The 18597-nt window shown below is 70.7% G+C and carries 13 protein-coding genes; 8 read left to right on the forward strand and 5 right to left on the reverse strand.

What is annotated here, in order from left to right:
• Positions 1–16: 16 nt before the first annotated feature.
• The gene (locus tag D0T12_RS21650; RefSeq protein WP_117401461.1) at positions 17–1456 is read right to left on the reverse strand and encodes a DUF1266 domain-containing protein; all 1440 of its coding nucleotides are present in this window, start codon (positions 1454–1456) and stop codon (positions 17–19) included.
• Between the two features lie 104 nt (positions 1457–1560).
• Positions 1561–2502 (reverse strand): DUF6177 family protein, encoded by a 942-nt coding sequence (locus D0T12_RS21655; RefSeq protein WP_233526206.1) that lies wholly within the window; start codon positions 2500–2502, stop codon positions 1561–1563.
• A gap of 166 nt (positions 2503–2668) precedes the next feature.
• On the opposite strand from D0T12_RS21655, the gene D0T12_RS21660 reads away from it, so the two are divergent.
• Complete coding sequence (locus tag D0T12_RS21660; protein WP_117401463.1) at positions 2669–4108, forward strand: LCP family protein; 1440 nt, start codon at positions 2669–2671, stop codon at positions 4106–4108.
• Between the two features lie 181 nt (positions 4109–4289).
• A complete protein-coding gene (locus tag D0T12_RS21665) occupies positions 4290–5261 on the forward strand; it encodes a glycosyltransferase (protein WP_117401464.1) in 972 nt (323 codons plus the stop codon).
• A gap of 142 nt (positions 5262–5403) precedes the next feature.
• Here the strand turns inward: D0T12_RS21665 and D0T12_RS21670 are convergent, their stop codons facing one another.
• From D0T12_RS21670 to D0T12_RS21690, 3 genes are read right to left on the reverse strand one after another with little or no spacing between them, the layout of a single operon-like run.
• Positions 5404–8703 carry a hypothetical protein gene (locus D0T12_RS21670; RefSeq protein ID WP_158581578.1) on the reverse strand — a complete coding sequence of 1100 codons (3300 nt, stop codon included), beginning with the start codon at positions 8701–8703 and terminating at the stop codon, positions 5404–5406.
• 36 nt (positions 8704–8739) lie between these two features.
• Complete coding sequence (locus D0T12_RS21685; protein ID WP_325050834.1) at positions 8740–9705, reverse strand: glycosyltransferase; 966 nt, start codon at positions 9703–9705, stop codon at positions 8740–8742.
• An 8-nt stretch (positions 9706–9713) separates the two neighbouring features.
• Entirely contained in the window at positions 9714–11048 is a 1335-nt protein-coding gene (locus D0T12_RS21690; RefSeq protein WP_147339586.1) for a hypothetical protein, read from the reverse strand.
• 281 nt (positions 11049–11329) lie between these two features.
• Between D0T12_RS21690 and glf the strand changes: the two genes are divergently transcribed.
• From glf to D0T12_RS21720, 6 genes are read left to right on the forward strand one after another with little or no spacing between them, the layout of a single operon-like run.
• The gene (gene glf / locus D0T12_RS21695; protein WP_117401470.1) at positions 11330–12505 is read left to right on the forward strand and encodes a UDP-galactopyranose mutase; all 1176 of its coding nucleotides are present in this window, start codon (positions 11330–11332) and stop codon (positions 12503–12505) included.
• Complete coding sequence (locus D0T12_RS21700; protein WP_117401471.1) at positions 12502–14580, forward strand: glycosyltransferase; 2079 nt, start codon at positions 12502–12504, stop codon at positions 14578–14580. Before glf ends, D0T12_RS21700 begins: the two co-directional genes overlap by 4 nt.
• Positions 14577–15455 carry an ABC transporter permease gene (locus tag D0T12_RS21705; protein WP_117401472.1) on the forward strand — a complete coding sequence of 293 codons (879 nt, stop codon included), beginning with the start codon at positions 14577–14579 and terminating at the stop codon, positions 15453–15455. Before D0T12_RS21700 ends, D0T12_RS21705 begins: the two co-directional genes overlap by 4 nt.
• Positions 15455–16243: an ABC transporter ATP-binding protein gene (locus D0T12_RS21710; RefSeq protein WP_117401473.1), complete on the forward strand. Its 789-nt coding sequence runs from the start codon at positions 15455–15457 to the stop codon at positions 16241–16243. Before D0T12_RS21705 ends, D0T12_RS21710 begins: the two co-directional genes overlap by 1 nt.
• Positions 16240–17364, forward strand: a complete 1125-nt coding sequence (locus tag D0T12_RS21715; protein ID WP_117401474.1) for an acyltransferase family protein — start codon at positions 16240–16242, stop codon at positions 17362–17364. The genes D0T12_RS21710 and D0T12_RS21715 overlap by 4 nt, the downstream gene beginning before the upstream one ends.
• A complete protein-coding gene (locus D0T12_RS21720; protein ID WP_117401475.1) occupies positions 17361–18566 on the forward strand; it encodes an acyltransferase family protein in 1206 nt (401 codons plus the stop codon). Before D0T12_RS21715 ends, D0T12_RS21720 begins: the two co-directional genes overlap by 4 nt.
• Positions 18567–18597: the final 31 nt, after the last annotated feature.

Raw genomic sequence — 18597 nt, forward strand, 5'->3', positions numbered from 1 at the left:
CCGGCGGGGGCGTGGGTCAGGGCCAGTCGCGGGTGAGGTCGAGATTCCATGGGACGAGGTTCCAGGGGCTGCGCGCGTCGGTGTTGAGGTCGTCGATGAGACGTTCGTACTCGGCCTGCGCGTTCCCTCCGCCGCCCGACCAGAGCAACCTGCCCTGCAAGTAGCAGGTGCCCATGTCCTGCCAGGACGAGTAGCGCCGCTGGATGTCGAGCGCCAGCGGCAGCATCCGTTCCCAGCAGTACTCCTCCGTCAGCCACCCCACCATGTGGCCCCACCGGTAGAGCATCAGGGCCCGCCCGTAGTCCCAGATGAGGAACCGTCCGACGTTGGCGCGGAGCACAGGGTCGGCGAGGGCCTTCAGGCGGTGCAGTTCCTCGGACGCGTGGTTGCGGTCGTTGAAGAGCTGGTGAAGGAAAAGGGCGAGTTCGGCGCCCTCCTCGCTGGCGTCCGCGCCGGGCTCGTCGCGCAGCAGCCGCGGGACGAGCCGGGCGTACGAGCCGCCCTCGTCGCCGTAGCGGACCCGCACGAGTTCGATCAGCCGCTCGACGAAAGGGGGTTCGAGCCGGTCGCGGGCGATGAGGTCGTCGACCTCGCGGAGCAGCGTCCCGTACTCCTCCTGCGCGGCGGGGGAGCGGGCGGCGAGATCGGCGTCCTGGGTGAAGTCGGCGCGGTGCCCGTCCTGGACGAGCCAGTTGACGGCGCCGAGGAGCTGTTCGAGGTCGTAGGCGCCCCACGGGTCGTGGAGGAGTTCCTGGGCTGTACGGCGGTCGGCGGCGGCGGCTTCCGCGTCCGGCGCGACGCCGAGCCGGTCGAGCCGGAACCCGTTGATCGCGCCGTAGGGCGCTCCGGCCGCGACGATCCAGCGTTGCACCGGGGTGAGGTGGTCCGCGTCCGGCGCGGCGTGGGCGAGGACGCCGGGAAGGTCCGGCGCGGAGATCAGCTCCCACAGGCGTCGCCGGAACTCCTCCGCCTGCCGTTCCTCGCTGCCGAAGAACCCGGCGAGCTGTTTGCGCAGCGACGGGTGCCGGACGTACAGGCGCCGGAAGAACCGACCGTTCTTCCACACCAGGTGCTCGGGCCGCAGGTCGCCGAAAGAGATGCGGGTGCGCCGGTGCACCATCACCTGCTCCGCGAACCTCAGTTCCAGGTCCGACCACAGCGCGCTCAGCGGGGTGAAACGCAGCAGGACGACGAAACCGAGCACGAGACCGAGCATGAGCGCGCCGGGGGCGAGCGCCCAGCGTGCCGCGTCCTGCAACCCCGCCAGGGACAGCACGGCTCCGCCGAGGAGCAGCCCGACGCCCGTGACGCCGCAGGACAGGAACCAGCTCGTGGTGAGGATCAGGGATCCCTCGATGCGGAGGACCGCCTCCTCGCCGTCGAACTCGAACGATCCTTCGGCGAGCGTCCCCTCGACGGCCCGCTCAAGCGCGTCGAGCTGACCGGCGTTCCCCATGGGCAGGACCGTACATCATCCCTGACGGGTAGATCATCAGCGGTGCGGGGCGGCTGTTGAGACCGCCGACCGGCCGGTCGGCGGACGGTGGTCGGCGAGGAGCGTCATGCCGACCGGAGGTGCTGCATGAGGAAACTGTGCCGCTGCCATCCGTCCGCGGAGCGCCCGTCGCCGAGGGGGAAGAACGTGAGCGGGGAACGCTGCGGTCCGACCTGCTGACCGGGCAGGCCGGTCGGCCCGCCGACGGTGCCCGCGACGGCGAGGGCGACCGGCCCCGGCGCGCCTGTCCAGCGGGGTTCGGTGGTGAGGTCCGCGCGACCCGGGGTGAGCTGGACGAACAGCGACGCGACGGGTTGGTCGGCGACGAGCGCGCCGACGAGCGTCGGCAGATGTTGGAGGGGCGGCGGGTCCTCCGGCATGTAGCCGATGGTGACGGTGCTGACCTCGGCGACGGTGCCGCCCGCGTTGGAGGTGAAGTCGCAGATGGCCTGCGCGGGACGGGGGCCGTCGCCGCCGACGATGAGCCGGGACTTGGCCCGTCCCCGCGCGTACTCGGTGAACCGGTCGGCGTTCCAGGGATGCTCCAGCGGCTCGGACGCCCCGAGCCCGCCCGGGTTCTTGCCGGTGAGCAGTTGCAGGAGGCGTTCGACGGGCCCGCTGAGGTGGCCTTCGGCGCCGTGCCTGGTGCGGTAGACGATGGTGAGCTGCGAGCCGATCGGCGCGGTGGGACGGGTCGTGAACCCGGGCGAGTAGTCGCGGGCCTCGGGCACCGGGACGAACGTCCCGCCGTTCCACTTCAGTGGCCGCCCGGTCAGTCCCTCGTAGTAGCCGTCGCCGTCACGGACGACCCACTGCATCTCCTTCCCGGACGCGGCAGTACGGAGGGGCAGCGACAGCCGGGACGCCAGGGGGGTGACGAGCTGCAGGGTGCGGTCGCTCGCCGCGCAGTCGCCGACGGCCTTGTTCAGCCAGGCCGTCAGCGGCACCAGCGGCCTGTCCTGTAGCACGACCATGGCCTGATCGGTCAGCGCGTCTACTGTGCTCATCTTCGGGGGAGTCTAGCGACCGGGACCCGCGCCGTGACGGGCTCCTCGCGCCCCCCGCGGCGCCGCCGGACGCCGTGCCGGACGCGCTCGCAGGTGGCCGGGGGCGGTGAGACGACTTTGTCGTGACGACGGTGACGGCTGTCCAATCTGTGCTGAAATGTTACGGATGCAGCGAGCCGCCGCGCCGTCTCCGGTGTACTCCGCGCACGCCTCACCGACACCGGAACCGCCGGAGCGGGGGCGTCTGTGGCGCGTGCTCGGCTGGGTGTCGATCGCGATGTCGGTCGTCCTCGTCGCGACCAGCCTCACCGCGTACGGGTTCTGGCGCCGCCTCGACAGCCAGATCGACCGCGAGAACGTGGACGGCCGCCTCGGCGACGACCGTCCCGAGAAGCTCAACAACTCGCTGAACATCCTGCTGATGGGCTCCGACAGCCGCCAGGGCGAGAACGCCCGCTACGGCGTCGAGGCCGGGCAGCGCTCCGACACCACCGTCCTGCTGCACATCTCGCCCGGCGGCGAGAGCGCGATCGGCATCAGCTTCCCGCGCGACTCGATGGTGCAGATGCCGTCCTGCGAGAAGAGGAACGGCGCCGTCGTCCCCGCCCGGTTCGGGATGATCAACGCGGCGTTCTCGAACGGCGGCCCGGCCTGCACCTGGAAGACCATCGAGTCCCTCACCAAGATCCACATCGACCACTACGTCGAGGTGGACTTCGCCGGGTTCAAACGGGTCGTGGACGCGCTCGACGGCGTGGAGATCTGCGTGCCGCACCGCATCGACGACCCCAAGGCGGAACTGCGTCTCAGGGCTGGCCGCCAGACCGTGCGCGGCGAGCAGGCCCTCGGCTACGTCCGCACCCGGAGCCTCGGCGACGGCTCCGACCTCGGCCGGATCAGACGGCAGCAGACGTTCATGGCGTCCGTGGTGAAGAAGGCCACCGACAAGGGCATGCTCGCCGACCCCGGACGCGCCTACGCCACCCTCTCCGCCGTCGCCAAATCGATCAAGGTGGACGACAGGCTCACCCTGCCGGTCATGCAGAAGATCGCGGGCAGCCTGCGCGAGATCAGCGCCGGGAAGGTTCGGTTCGTCACCGTCCCCGTGCAGGCGTTCCCGCAGGACCCGAACCGCGTCCAGTTCGACCGGGCACTCGCGGAGCCGCTGTTCGAGGCCGTCCGGGAGGACAACAAGCTGCCCGAACCGACCCCGCCGCCCGTCCCGGCGCAGAACCAGAACAAACTCCCGCCGGTTCCGCCGCGAGAGGTCAGGGTCGGCGTGTTCAACGGCACCGGCACCCCGGGCCTCGCGCAGCGCACCGCCGACCAGCTCACCGAACGCGGCTTCACCGTCGTGAAGGTCGGCACAAGCAAGAAGCGCTACGGCCGCACCCAGATCCTGTACGGGGTGGGCGCCGAGCGGCAGGCGGCCCGGCTGGCGATCGCGCTGCCCGGCCACCCGCCGCGCCCCTGGAAGTCCGCCAAGCCCGGCTACGTCTACCTCGTCATCGGCAAGGACGGCGCCGTGCTCCGCGGCCGGACCGCGACGGTGCCGAAGGTCGCCGGAGAGATCCGGGCAGACCGTGACATCTGCGCGGGAGCCTGATCTGGTCGGCGATTGTCATGCCGACCCTCCGGGCGCACCGGTATCTTGGCCGGGCCAACCAACACCCCGACTGAAGCGTCACCTTTAAGACGGCCAACTGAATCCCCCCGATCTCCGCCCCGAGGAGCCGCCCCCCGCACCGGGCTCTACCGGGTGCTCACGCTCCCCCCGGAACGGACGCATGCAGCCCGAACCCTTCTCCCTCCTGATGACCGTCTACGGCGGTGATCGTGAGGAGCACGTCAGGGCCGCCTTCCACAGCGCGGTGCACGACCAGACGCTCCCGCCCGACCAGGTGGTCCTGGTGCGGGACGGACCCGTCTCCGCCGAGCTGTCCTCCCGCCTGCGGGAACTGGTCGAGAACAGCCCCGTCGAGGTGTCGTTCGTCCGGCTTCCCCACAACCGCGGGCTGGGCCCCGCCCTGGACGCGGGCCTGCACGCCGCGCGGTACGACATCGTCGCCCGGATGGACGCCGACGACATCGCCATGCCGCACCGGTTCCAGATGCAGGTGCCGCTGGTCCGCGCGGGCGCCGACCTCGTCGGCGCCGGCCTGCTGGAGTTCGGCACCGACATCTCCGACATCGTCGGCCGCCGCATCCCGCCGAGCGACCCCGACGACATCGCCCGCTACTCCCGCCTCCACGACCCGTTCAACCACCCCACGGTCGTCTACCGCCGCAGCGCCGTCGTCGCCGCGGGCGGGTACGGCGACCTGCCCCTGATGGAGGACTACTGGCTGTTCGCGCGCATGATCGCGAACGGCGCGCGGGTCGTGAACGTCGCGGAGCCGCTCGTCTACTACCGGGTCGGGGACGGCGCCTACGAGCGGCGCGGCGGCCGTGACCTGCTGCGCTCGGAACTGCGGCTCCAACGCCAGATGCTCCGCGAGGGCTTCATCTCCCAGCCGCAGTACTGGCGGAACGTGATGGTCCGGGGCGGTTACCGGCTCGTCCCCACGCTGATACGCAAACCGTTCTACCGGCGGGTCGTCGCACCTTACGGCGCCCGCCGCAACCGGTCCCGCGACCGTACGGACGCGCGCCGCGCGACCGCGCCGGAACAGCCCGGGTACGTGGACGTCCCGGAGCTGAACGTCCCGGACGTGGACGTCCCCGACTACGATCCGGCCCCGCCGAACCCCGAGCGCTGAGCGCCGCATCGCGCCGGGGTCCGGTACGTGACAGGACGGTTCCCTAGGACCCGAGCTGGACGTCCCGGAGCTGAAAGTCCCTGACTATGCTCCGGCCCCGCCGAACCCCGAGCGCTGGGCGCCGCGTCGCGCCGGGGTCCGGTTACGAAGCAGGACGGTTCCACAGGACGGGCTGCTCACCGGAGGGGGTGACGGTTCGTCCCACGCCGAGCAGCCGGTCCTTGAACGGCGCCAGGCCCGTGATCTCCTGCCGTCCCGTCCCGGCGAGGACGTCGCCGCCGGGCGCCTTCGCCTGCCAGGTCGTGCCGTCGGCCGAGGTCCATGTGACCACGTCGGACATGCCGGTGCTTCCGGTGGTGCCGGTCATCGCGAAGCCCTGGGACGTCGCCGTCACGGCCGTCACCCGGACGGATCCGGCCGAGCCGGGTGCCGGCAGGTCGGTCTCACGCCAGGTCCGCCCGCCGTCGGAGGAGACGAAGCCGAACCCGTCCGTCCCGGACGAGCCCAGGCCCTCGCCCGTCGCGACCAGGACGTTCCCCTTGGCCGCGACCTGCGTGAACCAGGCCTGCGCCAGCCCGGCGGGCAACGGGAGCTCCTGCATCCGCCACTTCTTACCGTCGGTCGACGCCCACACCGCCGGACGACCGATGCCGGGGGACTTCGGGTTGTGCATGCCACCGACCGCGACGAAACCGAACGTCCCACCGGCCGCGGCGCGCACCCAGCGGTTGGCGTTGGTCGCGGCGGCGAGGTCGTTGCGTCGCAGACCCCCGCCCCGTTGCCAGGTCTTGAGGTCGGGTGAGAACCAGATCGCCCCGGACGGCCCGTCCTCGCCGACGACCACGTACCCGGCCGGACCGGCGGCCGCGCCGATGGTGGCGAGCGCCTGCGACCCCTTTGGATCGAACATCGGGTCGGTGTCGACGGGCTTCCAGACGGAGCCGTCCGCCGACGTCAGCACCAGCGGCCTGCGCGGCGGACCGCCGCCGTCGCCGACCGCGAGCCAGCCCGCGCCGCCGTGCACCACGCCGGACAGTCGCTGGAGCGCCGGACGGGACATTCCGCCGGGGAAGCGTGCGCGGCTCCACGCGGAACCGTCCGCGGACGTCCAGATCGCGGCGTCGCCGCCCGTGCTGCCGACCGCGACCACGTGGGTGTCCGTCCCGCCGACGGCGGTGACCGCCTGGTCGTTGTGGAAGGCGCCGGGGATCTTGAGCGGGTCGACGGGGATCTCGGTGCCGCGAGCGTCGCGGACCGCCAACAGCGCGTTCAGGTCACCGTTGGCGGCGTCGTGGCCGACCAGCACCGTGTGCTGCCCGCCGGCGGCCGCTCCGAGCAGGGCCCGGTTGGACGCCCCGGGGAGCGTACCGGCGTTCTGCCAGCTCCTGCCGTCCGACGAGCGGACCACCAGAAGGTCGCGGCTGAGTTGCACGATCCCGGCGTAGCCGGAGTCGACGGGCAGCAGCTGGTGGACCCACTGGTACCCGGGTGCCTGGAGCCTGCCGCCCTTCTGCCACTTGTTGGCGTCCGTCGAGGTGTAGACCTGGCCGTAGATCGACTTGCCGGACTTGACCTCCCGGACGGCGACCAGTCCCGCCTCGCCACCGCCGACCCGCAGGCCACGGGTGCCCTTCGGCGCGGGGATCTTCGCGGGTGTCCAGGTTCGGCCGCCGTCGGTGGACCGCCACGCCCGGCGGAACGGCGGCTTGCCGGGGCTCGGGGTGTGCGCGCTGCCCATCAGAACCACACCGCTGCTCGCCGCCGCCGCCTCAAGGGAGACCTTGCCGCGGAGCGGGAGACCGACCTGCTTGCCGGTCAGGGCTTCCCAGCTCTTGCCGTCGCCCGACAGCCAGACGGCCGGTACCGCGTCGCTGAAGTCGCCCTTGCGGGAGTGCTCACCGATGGCGAGAAAACCCTTGTCGGTGCGGACGATCTGGGTGACGCGGCCTCCGGAACCGAAGGCGTCTCCGACGGCGTCGGGTTGACGCTGCCAGACCTGGCCGTCGTCGCTCGTCCACACGACGCCACCGCCGGGACGGGTGCCGATCGCGATCCAGCCGCCCTGACCGCCGTCGACCGCCCGCGGCACCTCCGCGTCCCCGGGCGCGCCGCCGTCCAGGCCCTTGACCTCGGCGGCCTTGAAGGTGCGGCCGCCGTCCGTGGACACCACGAACACGCCCCGGTAGGTGCCCGGGTGGGCCTCACCTCCCACGGCCACCACCGTGGAACCGGAGGCCGCGACGCCGGTGAGTTCCTGGTCACGGCCGTCGGAGCGGGCGGCGGGGTCGGCGGGGAACAGCTTGCCGGCGACCTGGGCGTTCGCGTCTCCGCCGCCGTCGGAGCCGGCACCGTGGTCGAGCACGAAGAAGACGCCGCCCGCCACGAGCGCGGCGGCGGCGACACCGCCGAGAACGCCGAAGATCACCTTCTTGCGGCCGCCCTTGCGCCGCGGAGCGGTCGTGGTGCGCCACGGCTCCTCGATCGCGGGCGGCGGCGCGGCGGACAGCGGGGCGCCGACCGGTGCCGGACCGGGGACTTCCTGCGCGTACGGGAAGGGGGCGGGAGCGGCGGGACGCGAGGGCGGGGCCGGTGTCTGGCCGGGGATCTCCTGCGCGTACGGGAACGGCTCGGGAGCGGGCGTCCTCGGGGTTTCCGGAATCTCCTGCGCCCAGGGGAACGGCTCTGGCGCGTACTCGGGCTGTGCCGCGGGAGGCGGCGGCGCCGGGAGCGGGGCGGGGGGTTGAGCCGCGGCGGCCGGGAGCTGGGGCGGGGACGCGGGCTGCGAAGGCGGAGGCTGCGAAGGCGGAGGTTGCGGTGACGCCGGTTGCGAAGGCGGAGGTTGCGGGGACGCGGGGTGTGGGGGTGCGGGTTGCGGAAGTTCGGGGAGCGCGGACGCGTCGGGCGGGGGCTGCCCGAACGCGGGAGCGTCGGGGATCTCCTGCGCCCACGGGAAAGGCGGGAGGGGCGGCAGGTCCTGTTCGTCCGGCTCCGGTTCCGGGGTGGGACCCAGCCCGGGTACGACGCGGGTACGGTCCTCGTCGTCGTCCGTGGCGTCGGACCGCGCGCCGCCGGTCTCCGGGGCGTCGAAGGTCGTGCCGCGGGAGAAGTCGGTCATGGTGAAGTCGGCCATGTCGCCGACCGGTGGCGTCGGCGCCGCCGGTCGCTCGGACTCTTCCGCTTCGTCGAGTACTTCCGGTGGCCTCGGTGGACGCCCGTTTCGCGGGAAGACCTGGGTCCGTGTTTCCTCGGCGTCGCCGATCGGCTCGTCCTCGGCCGTCCCGCCGACTTCGCCGACCACTTCGGGCCCGCCGGATTCGTTCTGCTCGTCGTCCTCGGTGAGCCAGTGCGGCGGTGGGGGCGGTCCCGGCAGGTGCTGGGCCGGCGAGCCCTCATCGGGTAGGTCGTCCCTGCGCTCGTCGTCCGGGGTCCCCTGCGAAGTCACACCCGCCCTCCCATTGGCCCTGTCTGGTCCATGTCGTCAGGGATCATATCGGCGCGCCGCGCCCGAAATGACGTCCTCGGTCGGTCGGGGACGCCGCCGCACGCCGTCGCGGAAACCGGCCCGCAGCCCCCTGCGCAGGGTCGCCCGGTCACGCGACCGCGCGTACGTGCGCGCCCAGCGCCGGACGGAGGATCCGGCGTACAGCAGGCGTTCGGCGGGGCCGAGGCCACGGCTGCGCGTGAACAGCCAGAGCTTGTTCCGCACCTCGTAGTAGAAGCGGTCGCCCGGGTCGGCGTCCGCGCCGCCGAACGTTCTGGTCTTGTGGACGACGACGCTCGCGGGGCAGTACAACCCCGTCCGACCGCGCAGCAGTCGGGTGGTGAACTCGAAGTCGTCGTTCCACAGGAAGTAGTCCGCCACCGGGAGGCCGCGTTCGCGCACCGCCGCCGCGTCGACGAGCACGGACACGAACGAGGCGGACCGGACGGGCGTGCATCCGGCCTCCGCCGCGGCCGCCAACTCCGCCCGGGACGCCCCCGGCTTGACACGCGGGGTGTTCATCGGATGGTCGCGGCCGTCGGTCCACACGACGCGGCTGGCGACGAGGGTGGGTGGTCGGGGCGACCGTTCCCAGGCGTCCAGCAGGGCTTCGAGCGCACCGGGCTCCGGGACGGTGTCGTCGTCCATCAACCAGATCAGCGCGGTCGTGTCGGTGGGAGTGTCGAGCGCGCGGGCCGTCCCGGCGGCGAACCCGCCCGCGCCTCCGGTGTTGACGTGAAGCTCGACCAGCTCGGCGTGCGGGTAACGGTCGCGGACGAGGTCGGGCGTGCCATCGCCGGACGCGTTGTCCACGACGATCAGGCGATCCGGTGGCCGGGTCTGGACACCGATCGCGTCCAGGGCCTCGATGAGGAGCTCCCGCCGGTTGTGCGTGACCACGACGGCGGTGACGAACGGGCTGAACGCGCCGCCGTTCACCGCTCCCTCACCCGCCCTGTTCACCGCTCTGTTCACCGCACCGGGGCCCGCTGGGACAGGACGATGCCGGGACCGGCCGCCGCGTCGTCGCCCGCGTCGGCCTCGGGCTCGGGCTCGGGCGGCGGCTCGATTCCCTTGAGCCGCTCCTTGAGATGCCAGTACCCGACTCGCATCTTCCAGACGGCCTGGTTCCGTTCGCTCAGATGACGGGCCATCAGTTTGGGGAGCGCGGTCTCGTGCTGCTCCGACCGTTCGCGCCGCAGTTCGGTGAGCTCCTCGGTGAGCACGGAGACCTGGTCGAGAAGCCCGAGAATGGTGTGGGCGGCCACGTCGAGCAACTCCGCCTGACCGGGAGCGAAGCCGCTCGGCCCTGCGGGCTCCCGTTCACTCGGCGACTGCCCGGGGAGGAGTTCCGCCAGGTCACCGACGACGTCGTAGCCGGCGGAACGGATCGCCCCGGTCAGCTCGCGGGCCTTGTCCGCCGCCCAGGCGCGACGATCCAGCGGCAGCGGGACACGACCCGGCTCGCCCCGACCGGGCAGGATCTTCAACGCCAGGACGTCGGTGACCAACCGGTGGTACAGCCACATCGGCACGCTCTCGTCGACGGCGGCGTTCACCGCGCGCAGCAGCTCGGTCTCCGTCCAGCTCAGGGACGCGTTCGCGCGGGCCGTCGACGGGTCGGCGACGGCGGGGTCGACGCCCACCAGAGCCGCGAAGCGTTCCCAGAGCCGCTCGCGGGGAGCGTCCGGGCCGGGCAGCGTCAGGACGTGGACGCGTTCGGGCGGGACGTGCCGGGCCCACCGTCCGAGCACCTCGGGAATGTCGTGCACACGCCAGAACCACTGGGCCGCGCCGCCGCCGCGTGGACCGTCGACCACCTCATGAAGCCAGTGGTCGAAATCGTAGTGGAACCGGTGCTTGACGTACTCCTGCCATTCGGAGGGCAGCAGCCCCGCCAGGTCGCGGGCGGAATAGACGATGTGCACCTCGTATGGCGCGAGGGACCGTACGGCCCGTTCGGCGCCCTCGTCGTCCACCGCGCAGAGGACTTCGTTGGAGATCACGGCGACGCGGTACGCGGGCTCTTTGACGTGATCACCGAAATGGTCGGTGACATCGGCGGCGAGCTCGTCCCACGCGCCCTCCCAGGCGGGCCTCGGATCGTCCGGCTCACGGCTCAGGCCGCGCAGGTCGCGGGTGGCCCGGACGTGCGCGTCGAACGAGTCGCCCGGCAGGAGGACTCCCGCCTCGGACAACGCCTCGGCGTTGTCCCACAACATGCTCTGCAGGTACGTCGTCCCGCTTTTGGGCGCGCCGATGTGAAGGTACACGGCGGGTGTGGGACCGCCGGAGGGCACTGCCACCGGTGAACTCCTCGGAGGGCTCGCTGACGACGCACGAGGCGCCGATCTGGTTCACAGGCAAAGTTCAACGGCCAACCGGGGCGATTCCGCACAAGTGGGAGGATGATCTCGGTATCTTGGCCGCGCGGCCCTTGCCGGATCCTTTGTACCAATTCTCAGTGTCGACCTCAGCTCCTCATCACCGATCCACGGCACCGCCCCTCGAACCCCGCGAGGCTCGGGCCCGGGTGCGGCACGGATCGGCCCCACGACGCGACGGGGGCGTCGCAGGAAGATGAATCGTGAACGTTGATCTAGTAGTGGTGGGATCGGGTTTCTTCGGGCTCACGGTCGCCGAGCGCTGTGCGACCGGGTTGGGGCTGCGGGTACTGGTCCTGGAGAAGCGCGACCACATCGGCGGCAACGCCTACAGCGAGGACGAGCCCGAGACCGGTATCGAGATCCACCGGTACGGCGCGCACCTCTTCCACACGTCCAACGAGCGGGTGTGGGAGTACGCGAACCGCTTCACCCGGTTCACCGACTACCGGCACCACGTGTACTCGACGTTCAAGGGCCGCGTGTACCCGCTGCCGATCAACCTCGGCACGATCTGCGCGTACTTCGGCCGGGCGTTCACCCCCGACCAGGCGCGGGCCCTGATCGCCGAACAGGCCGCGGAACTCGCCGGACGCGCACCGCGCAACCTGGAGGAGAAGGCGGTGTCGCTCATCGGACGGCCGCTGTACGAGGCGTTCATCCGCGGCTACACGGCCAAGCAGTGGCAGACCGACCCCCGCGACCTGCCCGCGGAGATCATCACGCGGCTGCCGGTGCGGTACACCTTCGACAACCGGTACTTCGGCGACACCCACGAGGGGTTGCCGGTCGACGGCTACACCCCGTGGCTGGAGCGGATGGCCGACCATCCGAACATCGAGGTGCGGCTCGGCGCCGACTTCTTCGACCTGCGTGACGACCTCGTCGGCCGGGTCCCCGTCGTCTACACCGGCCCGCTCGACCGCTACTTCGGTTTCGCGGAGGGCGAGTTGGGTTGGCGGACGCTGGACTTCGAGATGGAGGTCGTGCCGACGGGCGACTTCCAGGGAACGCCGGTGATGAACTACGCGGACGAGGACGTCCCGTACACCCGCGTCCACGAGTTCCGGCACTTCCACCCCGAGCGCGGGCACTACCCGGACGACCGAACGGTGATCATGCGGGAGTTCTCGCGGTCCGCCGGCCGTGACGACGAGCCGTACTACCCCGTCAACACCGCCGGCGACCGCGAGCGCCTGCGCCGCTACCGGGAGATGGCCCGGCGGGAGGACGGCGTCCTGTTCGGCGGGCGCCTCGGCACCTATCAGTACCTTGACATGCACATGGCGATCGCCAGCGCGCTGGGCCTGGTCGAGAACCGGCTGCGGCCCCACTTCGAGAAGGGCGAGCGGCTGATCAGCGGAGGAGTTGACCGATGACGGAGCAGACCACGCGGCCGAAGCCTTCCACGAAGCCCGCGGCGGACGGGCACGCGACCGCCGAACGCGCCGCCGACTCCGCCGTCCCCGGTGCGGGGCTGCGCGTCCTGCACCGCGTCGTGATGCCCGGCGAACGCGACTTCGACGTGCTGAAGCTGTACGTGGACGGGAACGCGGTGTTCGGCCGCCGCACCGCCGACCTGGAGAGCGCGGCCGAGCGGGTCCTGGCGGAGCAGGACGGTGACGCCGGTGGTGCGGCGGCGTTCCGGCCGTCGTCCCAGGACGACAGCGCCGAGATCATCGGCCGCCGCAGCATCGTCGTCCCGTCCGGCACGCGGGTGTCGTTCTGCAGCTACTTCAACGCCTTCCCCGCCGGGTACTGGCGCCGCTGGAGCACGATCGAGAATGTCCGGTTGCGGGTCCGGGTCCGCGGCGAGGCGACGATCCTGATCTACCGCTCCACGGGGAAGGGCCATCTGGAGCGGATCAAGTCGCTGCACATCGACTCCGAGTCCTCCGTCGAGGAGACCGTCGACCTTCCGCTCGCGCCGTTCATCGACGGCGGCTGGTACTGGTTCGACATCATCGCCGACGGCCGTACCGCCGTCCTCGACGGCGCGGACTGGTGCGCGGTCACCGACCGTACCCGGCCGGGAACCGCCACGATCGGCATCACGACGTTCAACCGGCCGAAGTTCTGCGTCGAGCAGTTGACGGCCCTGGCCAAGGCGGGCGACGTCCTGGACGTCGTCGACGAGATCCTGGTCGTCGACCAGGGCACCGACCGGATCGAGGACCATCCCGACTTCGCCGCCGCGGCGGAGGCGCTCGGGGACCGGCTCCGCGTCATCGACCAGGCCAACCTCGGCGGCTCCGGCGGCTTCGCCCGGGTCATGCACGAGACCGTCGAGTCGGGGCGCAGCGACTACGCGCTTCTCCTGGACGACGACGTCATCCTCGAACCCGAGGGCATCCTGCGTTCGACGACGTTCGCCGACCTGGCCCGTGCGCCGATGCTCGTCGGGGGCCACATGCTCGACCTCTACAACCGGTCGGTGCTGCACGTGTTCGGCGAGAGCATCGCCCGCTACCGGTGGTGGATGGTCCCGGCGGCGCACACCGAGATGTCGCACAACCTGGCCGACGCCCCGCTCCGCCACACGCCCTGGCTGCACCGGCGCGCGGACGTGGAGTACAACGCGTGGTGGATGTGCCTGATCCCGGTCGAGGTCATCCGCAAGGTCGGGCTCTCGCTGCCGTTCTTCATCAAGTGGGACGACATCGAGTACGGGCTCCGCGCCAAGGCCGCCGGTTTCCCGACCGTGTCGTTGCCGGGCGCCGCGGTGTGGCATGTGCCGTGGCATTCCAAGGACGTCATGACCGACTGGCAGGCCTACTTCACCGAACGCAACCGGATCATCACCGCGTTGATGTACTCGCCGTACGACCGCGGCGGCAACATGCTCAAGGAGAGCCTGTTCATCACCATCAAACACGCTCTGGCCATGCAGTACTCCACGGCCGAGCTGATGCTGATGGCGATCGAGGACGCGCTGAAGGGCCCCGAGGACCTGCACCCGTCGATCGTCACGAAGATGGGGGAGCTGCGGGATCTCCGCGCCCGGTTCGTCGACGCCCGGGCCAAGTCGGACCTGGACGAGTTCCCCGAGGTCAAGCGCAGCAAGCCGCCGCGGAAGGGCCGTGACGTCGTCCCGCCGAAGAACCGGCGCGCCATGTTCCAGACGGCCCTGCTCGGCGCGGCCCGCCAGGTCAAGCCGGTCGGTCCGTTCCCGCGGACGCATCCGGAGGCGCTCGTCCCGCACGTCGACCAGACCTGGTGGTTGCTGACGAAGTTCAACAGCGCCCTCGTCTCGTCCGCGGACGGAACGAAGGTCTCCTGGTACCAGCGCGACCCGCAGCGGTTCTGGTCGCTGATCCGCCGGGCGACGGCGCTGCACGCCCGGCTCGGCAAGGACTGGGCGTCGCTGAGCGAGCGCTACCGGCAGGCGCTGCCGGTGCTCACCTCACCGGACGAGTGGCGCGAGACGTTCGAAACGGCGCGGCGGCACCGATGACCTCGGTCTCGGGGACGGCGGGCGCGCACGAACCGGAGCTCGCCGAGCCGGGACGCGGCGGGGGCCTCACCGAGGTCGTCCGCCGCCGCTACCTGCTCAGGCTGATCGTGCGGCGGGAGCTGCGCGCCCGCTACCAGGGGTCGCTGCTCGGCCTCGGCTGGTCGTACGTGCGGCCCGCCGCGCACTTCGCGGTGTTCTTCTTCGTCGCCGGCGTGTTCCTCCGGATGAGCGAACAGATCGAACACTTTCCGATCTTCATGTTCTCCGCGCTGGTGCTGGTGTCGTTCTTCAACGAGACGCTGATCAACACGACGCACGCGGTGGTGGGCAACGCCCCGCTCGTCCGGAAGGTGTATCTGCCGCGCGAACTGTTCCCGGTGGCGTCGCTGCTCGTGTCGTGCGTCCACCTGGTGCCGGGCCTCGTGATCGTGATGGGCGTCGCGGTGGCCTGGGGGTGGACGCCGTCGGCCGCGGCGATCGGCTCGGCGCTGCTCGGGTTCGCGCTCGTCGCGACGCTCGGCATCGGTCTCGGGCTGATCTGCTCCGCGCTCCACGTCTTCTACCGGGACACCGCCAAGGCCGTCGACATCGTGACCCTGTTCGTCACCTGGTCGGTGCCGATGATCTACCCGTGGACGATGGTGCGGGACACCGCCCCCGGCTGGGCCCTGGACCTTTACCTGGCGAACCCGCTGACCCTGGGCGTCCTGCTGTTCGAGCGGGCCTTCTGGTGGCCGACGACCGACGGGACGCTCCCGTTCCCCGCGCACCTCACGAGGGACGCGTTCATCGCGTTCGCGCTCGCGGTGCTGCTGCTCGGCGCGGGCCAGTTCGTCTTCTCCCGGTTGCAGCGCCGCTTCGCGGAGGAACTCTGATGGACGAGCCCCGGCGCGCGGTCGTCGTCGACGCGGTGACGAAACGGTTCACGCTACGGCACGCCCGCTCCATCAAGAACATGACGCTACGGACGCTGCACGGTAAAAGGCTCCGCGACCGCTTCACCGCGTTGGACGCGGTCTCCGTCACCATCGACGTCGGCGAGGCCGTCGCGCTGGTCGGGCTGAACGGCTCGGGCAAAAGCACCCTCCTGAAGATCATTTCCGGGGTGATGCCACCCGACGAGGGGTCGGTCCGGGTCCGCGGCCGGATCGCCGGGCTGATCGAGGTCGGCGCCGGTCTGCACCCCGACCTCACCGGACGCGAGAACGTGTTCCTGAACGGCGCCATCCTCGGTATGGACCGCGAGGAGACGCTCCGGAAGTTCGACTCGATCGTGGAGTTCGCCGACATCGGACGGTTCCTGGACCAGCCCGTCCGGTTCTACTCCTCGGGCATGTTCATGCGGCTGGCCTTCTCCATCGCCGTGCACACCGACCCCGACGTCTTCCTCATCGACGAGGTCCTGGCCGTCGGAGACCCGCTGTTCCGCCGCAAATGCATCGAACGTCTCCACGAATATCGCGACAGCGGCCGCACCATGGTGGTCGTCGCCCACGACGCCAACCTGCTGCGGCAGCTCTGCACACGCGGCGTCTTCCTTGAGGACGGCCGCGTGCGGTGGGACGGCGACATCGACACCGCCGCCGACATGCTGCTCAAGAAACGGCAGGAACGCCGCCGCGCCGAGGCGAACCCGTCGGGGGCGGTCGAGGCGGGCCGATGACGCCGGTTCCGCCCACCGAGCGGCGGCTCCGGGAACTGGACATGCTCCGCTTCCTCGCCGCCCTGCTGGTGATGCTCCACCACTTCGTGCCCAGGCTCGGCGGATGGGGCGTGGAGAACCACCACTACATGCCGGGCATCGCGCAGATCGCGCACTTCGGGACGCTCGGCGTCGACCTTTTCTTCCTGGTCAGCGGTTTCGTGATTCTGATGAGCGCGTGGGGACGCGGCGTCGGCGACTTCGCCGTCTCGCGGGTCGTGCGCATCTTCCCCGGCTACTGGTTCGGCGTCACGCTGGCCCTCGTCGGCTTTCTCGTGGTCGGCGCGGCACCGCTGAACTCACCCGACGCGATCCGGCCGTACCCGTCGAACCTGACGATGCTGCACCCGGGGCTGGGTGTGCCGCACATGGAGATCGTGTACTGGACGCTGTGGCTCGAACTGCATTTCTACGTGCTGATCGCCTTCCTCGTCTGGCGCGGGATCACCTACGAGCGCTGTGTGGCGTTCATGGTCGGCTGGATCGTGCTGGGAGTGTTCGCCCAAGAAGCCGACTTCACACCGCTCACCATCGCGCTCATGCCGTCGTGGGCCCCGTACTTCGTGGCGGGCATGGCCTACTTCCTGATCCACAGGTTCGGCTCGAACCTCCTCCTGTGGTTGATCGTGGCCGGATGTTGGGCACTCGCCGTCCCGTACCGGATCGCGTCCGTCACCAAGGAACTGGCCTGGCCGGGAGTGTGGGACGCCGTCGTCACCGGCGGTGTCACGTTCCTCTTCCTGATCATGGCCATGGTCGCCACCCACCAGTTCGACATGGTGAGCTGGCGAGGGTTCACCCTCCTGGGCGCTCTCACCTACCCGCTCTACCTGGTCCACGAGACCGTCGCGCGAACGCTGGCGCACTTCATCGGTTCCGCGCTCGGGCGGTGGGCGCTTCTCGGCGTGTTCTGCGCCGTCGCCCTCCCCACGGCGTACCTGGTGCACCGGTTCGTCGAGGAGCCGGCGCAGCGTCTGCTTCGTCCCCGGCTCAAGGCGGGGCTCGTCCGGTTGCGTCAGAGCCGCGTCCCGATTCCACGTAACCAGACCCCGGCACGCAAGACCGCGGAGGTCGCCAGATGACCCGTCCCGTCACCCATTCGATGCCCGCTTCCGCGCCCCCGCGCGTCGCGGCGCTCCCCCCGGGGCCGCCGCGGCTACGCGAGTTGGATCTGCTGCGCTTCGTCGCCGTGGTCGCGATCGTCCTGCACCATTTCGCCGGGGTGCGCAGCACGATCTGGCCCGGACGGGACGCCCAGAAGATCTATCCGGAGTTGGCGCCGGTCGCGCATTTCGGCTACCTCGGCATCGAGTTGGCGTTCCTGATCAGCGGCTTCGTCATCCTGATGGCCGTGTGGAACCGCGGCGTCGCCGACTTCGCCGTCGCCAGGGTCGTGCGGATCTATCCGGCGTACTGGTTCAGCGTCCTGCTGAGCCTGTCGCTCTTCCTCATCTGCGACTCGGCGGTGCCGTACGAGGAAGGCGACGACCCCGTCGGACGATTCCTGCCGAACCTCACGATGCTCCAGGACGGGCTGCATGTCACGCCGCTGGAGGTCGTCTACCGGATGTTGTGGGTGGAACTGCACTTCTACGTGCTCATCGCGCTTTTCGCCCGCGCCGGTATCACCTACGCGCGATGTGTCACCTTCATGGTCTCCTGGTTGCTCGTCGGCGCCTACGCGAACGAGACCGACAGCGAATTTCTGAACGCCATGTTCCTGCCGACGACGGCGCCGTACTTCATCGCCGGGATGGCGTTCTTCCTGATCCATCGTTTCGGGTCGAACCTCGTGCTCTGGCTGATCATCGCGGCGTCCTGGGCGCTGTCGGTGCACTACCTGGTGAACGACATCAGCCCGCTGAACGAGTGGAAGGGCGTGCACGAGATCGTGATTCCGATCGTCGTCACGCTCCTCTACGCGATCATGGCCCTCGTCGCGTCGCGGAAGCTGTCCTGGTTGAGCTGGCGCGGCTTCACCTTCCTCGGCGCGGTCGCCTACCCGCTGTACCTGGTGCACGAGATGGTGGCGCGGGCCATCGTGAAGGCGTTCTTCCCGCATCCGATCATCGATCGGCTGGTCGTCCTGCCGGTCATCACGGTGTCGTCCCTGGTGACGGCCGTCCTGGTGTACCGGTTGGTCGAGAGGCCGTTGCAGCGGCTGATGCGGCCACGGCTGATGGCCGCGGTCGCGCAGATCCGCCGGAACGGCGCGGGTCCGCCCGTCTCGGGTCCGCCGCCGCGCGATCCCGTTCCGGCGGCTCCGCCCGCCGGCGTGCCCTAACCTGATCATGATCGGCGGGCCCGCTGCCCGA

This window comes from Actinomadura spongiicola (genome assembly GCF_003432485.1).
GTDB lineage: Bacteria > Actinomycetota > Actinomycetes > Streptosporangiales > Streptosporangiaceae > Spirillospora > Spirillospora spongiicola.

Excerpts from the sequence above, each read along its gene's own strand:
- D0T12_RS21710 (WP_117401473.1), top strand. The coding sequence starts at position 15,455 with ATGGACGAGCCCCGGCGCGCGGTCGTCGTCGACGCGGTGACGAAACGG.
- D0T12_RS21720 (WP_117401475.1), top strand. The coding sequence starts at position 17,361 with ATGACCCGTCCCGTCACCCATTCGATGCCCGCTTCCGCGCCCCCGCGC.
- D0T12_RS21715 (WP_117401474.1), top strand. The coding sequence starts at position 16,240 with ATGACGCCGGTTCCGCCCACCGAGCGGCGGCTCCGGGAACTGGACATG.
- D0T12_RS21705 (WP_117401472.1), top strand. The coding sequence starts at position 14,577 with ATGACCTCGGTCTCGGGGACGGCGGGCGCGCACGAACCGGAGCTCGCC.
- D0T12_RS21655 (WP_233526206.1), bottom strand. The coding sequence starts at position 2,502 with ATGAGCACAGTAGACGCGCTGACCGATCAGGCCATGGTCGTGCTACAG.
- D0T12_RS21700 (WP_117401471.1), top strand. The coding sequence starts at position 12,502 with ATGACGGAGCAGACCACGCGGCCGAAGCCTTCCACGAAGCCCGCGGCG.
- D0T12_RS21650 (WP_117401461.1), bottom strand. The coding sequence starts at position 1,456 with ATGGGGAACGCCGGTCAGCTCGACGCGCTTGAGCGGGCCGTCGAGGGG.
- D0T12_RS21660 (WP_117401463.1), top strand. The coding sequence starts at position 2,669 with ATGCAGCGAGCCGCCGCGCCGTCTCCGGTGTACTCCGCGCACGCCTCA.
- D0T12_RS21665 (WP_117401464.1), top strand. The coding sequence starts at position 4,290 with ATGCAGCCCGAACCCTTCTCCCTCCTGATGACCGTCTACGGCGGTGAT.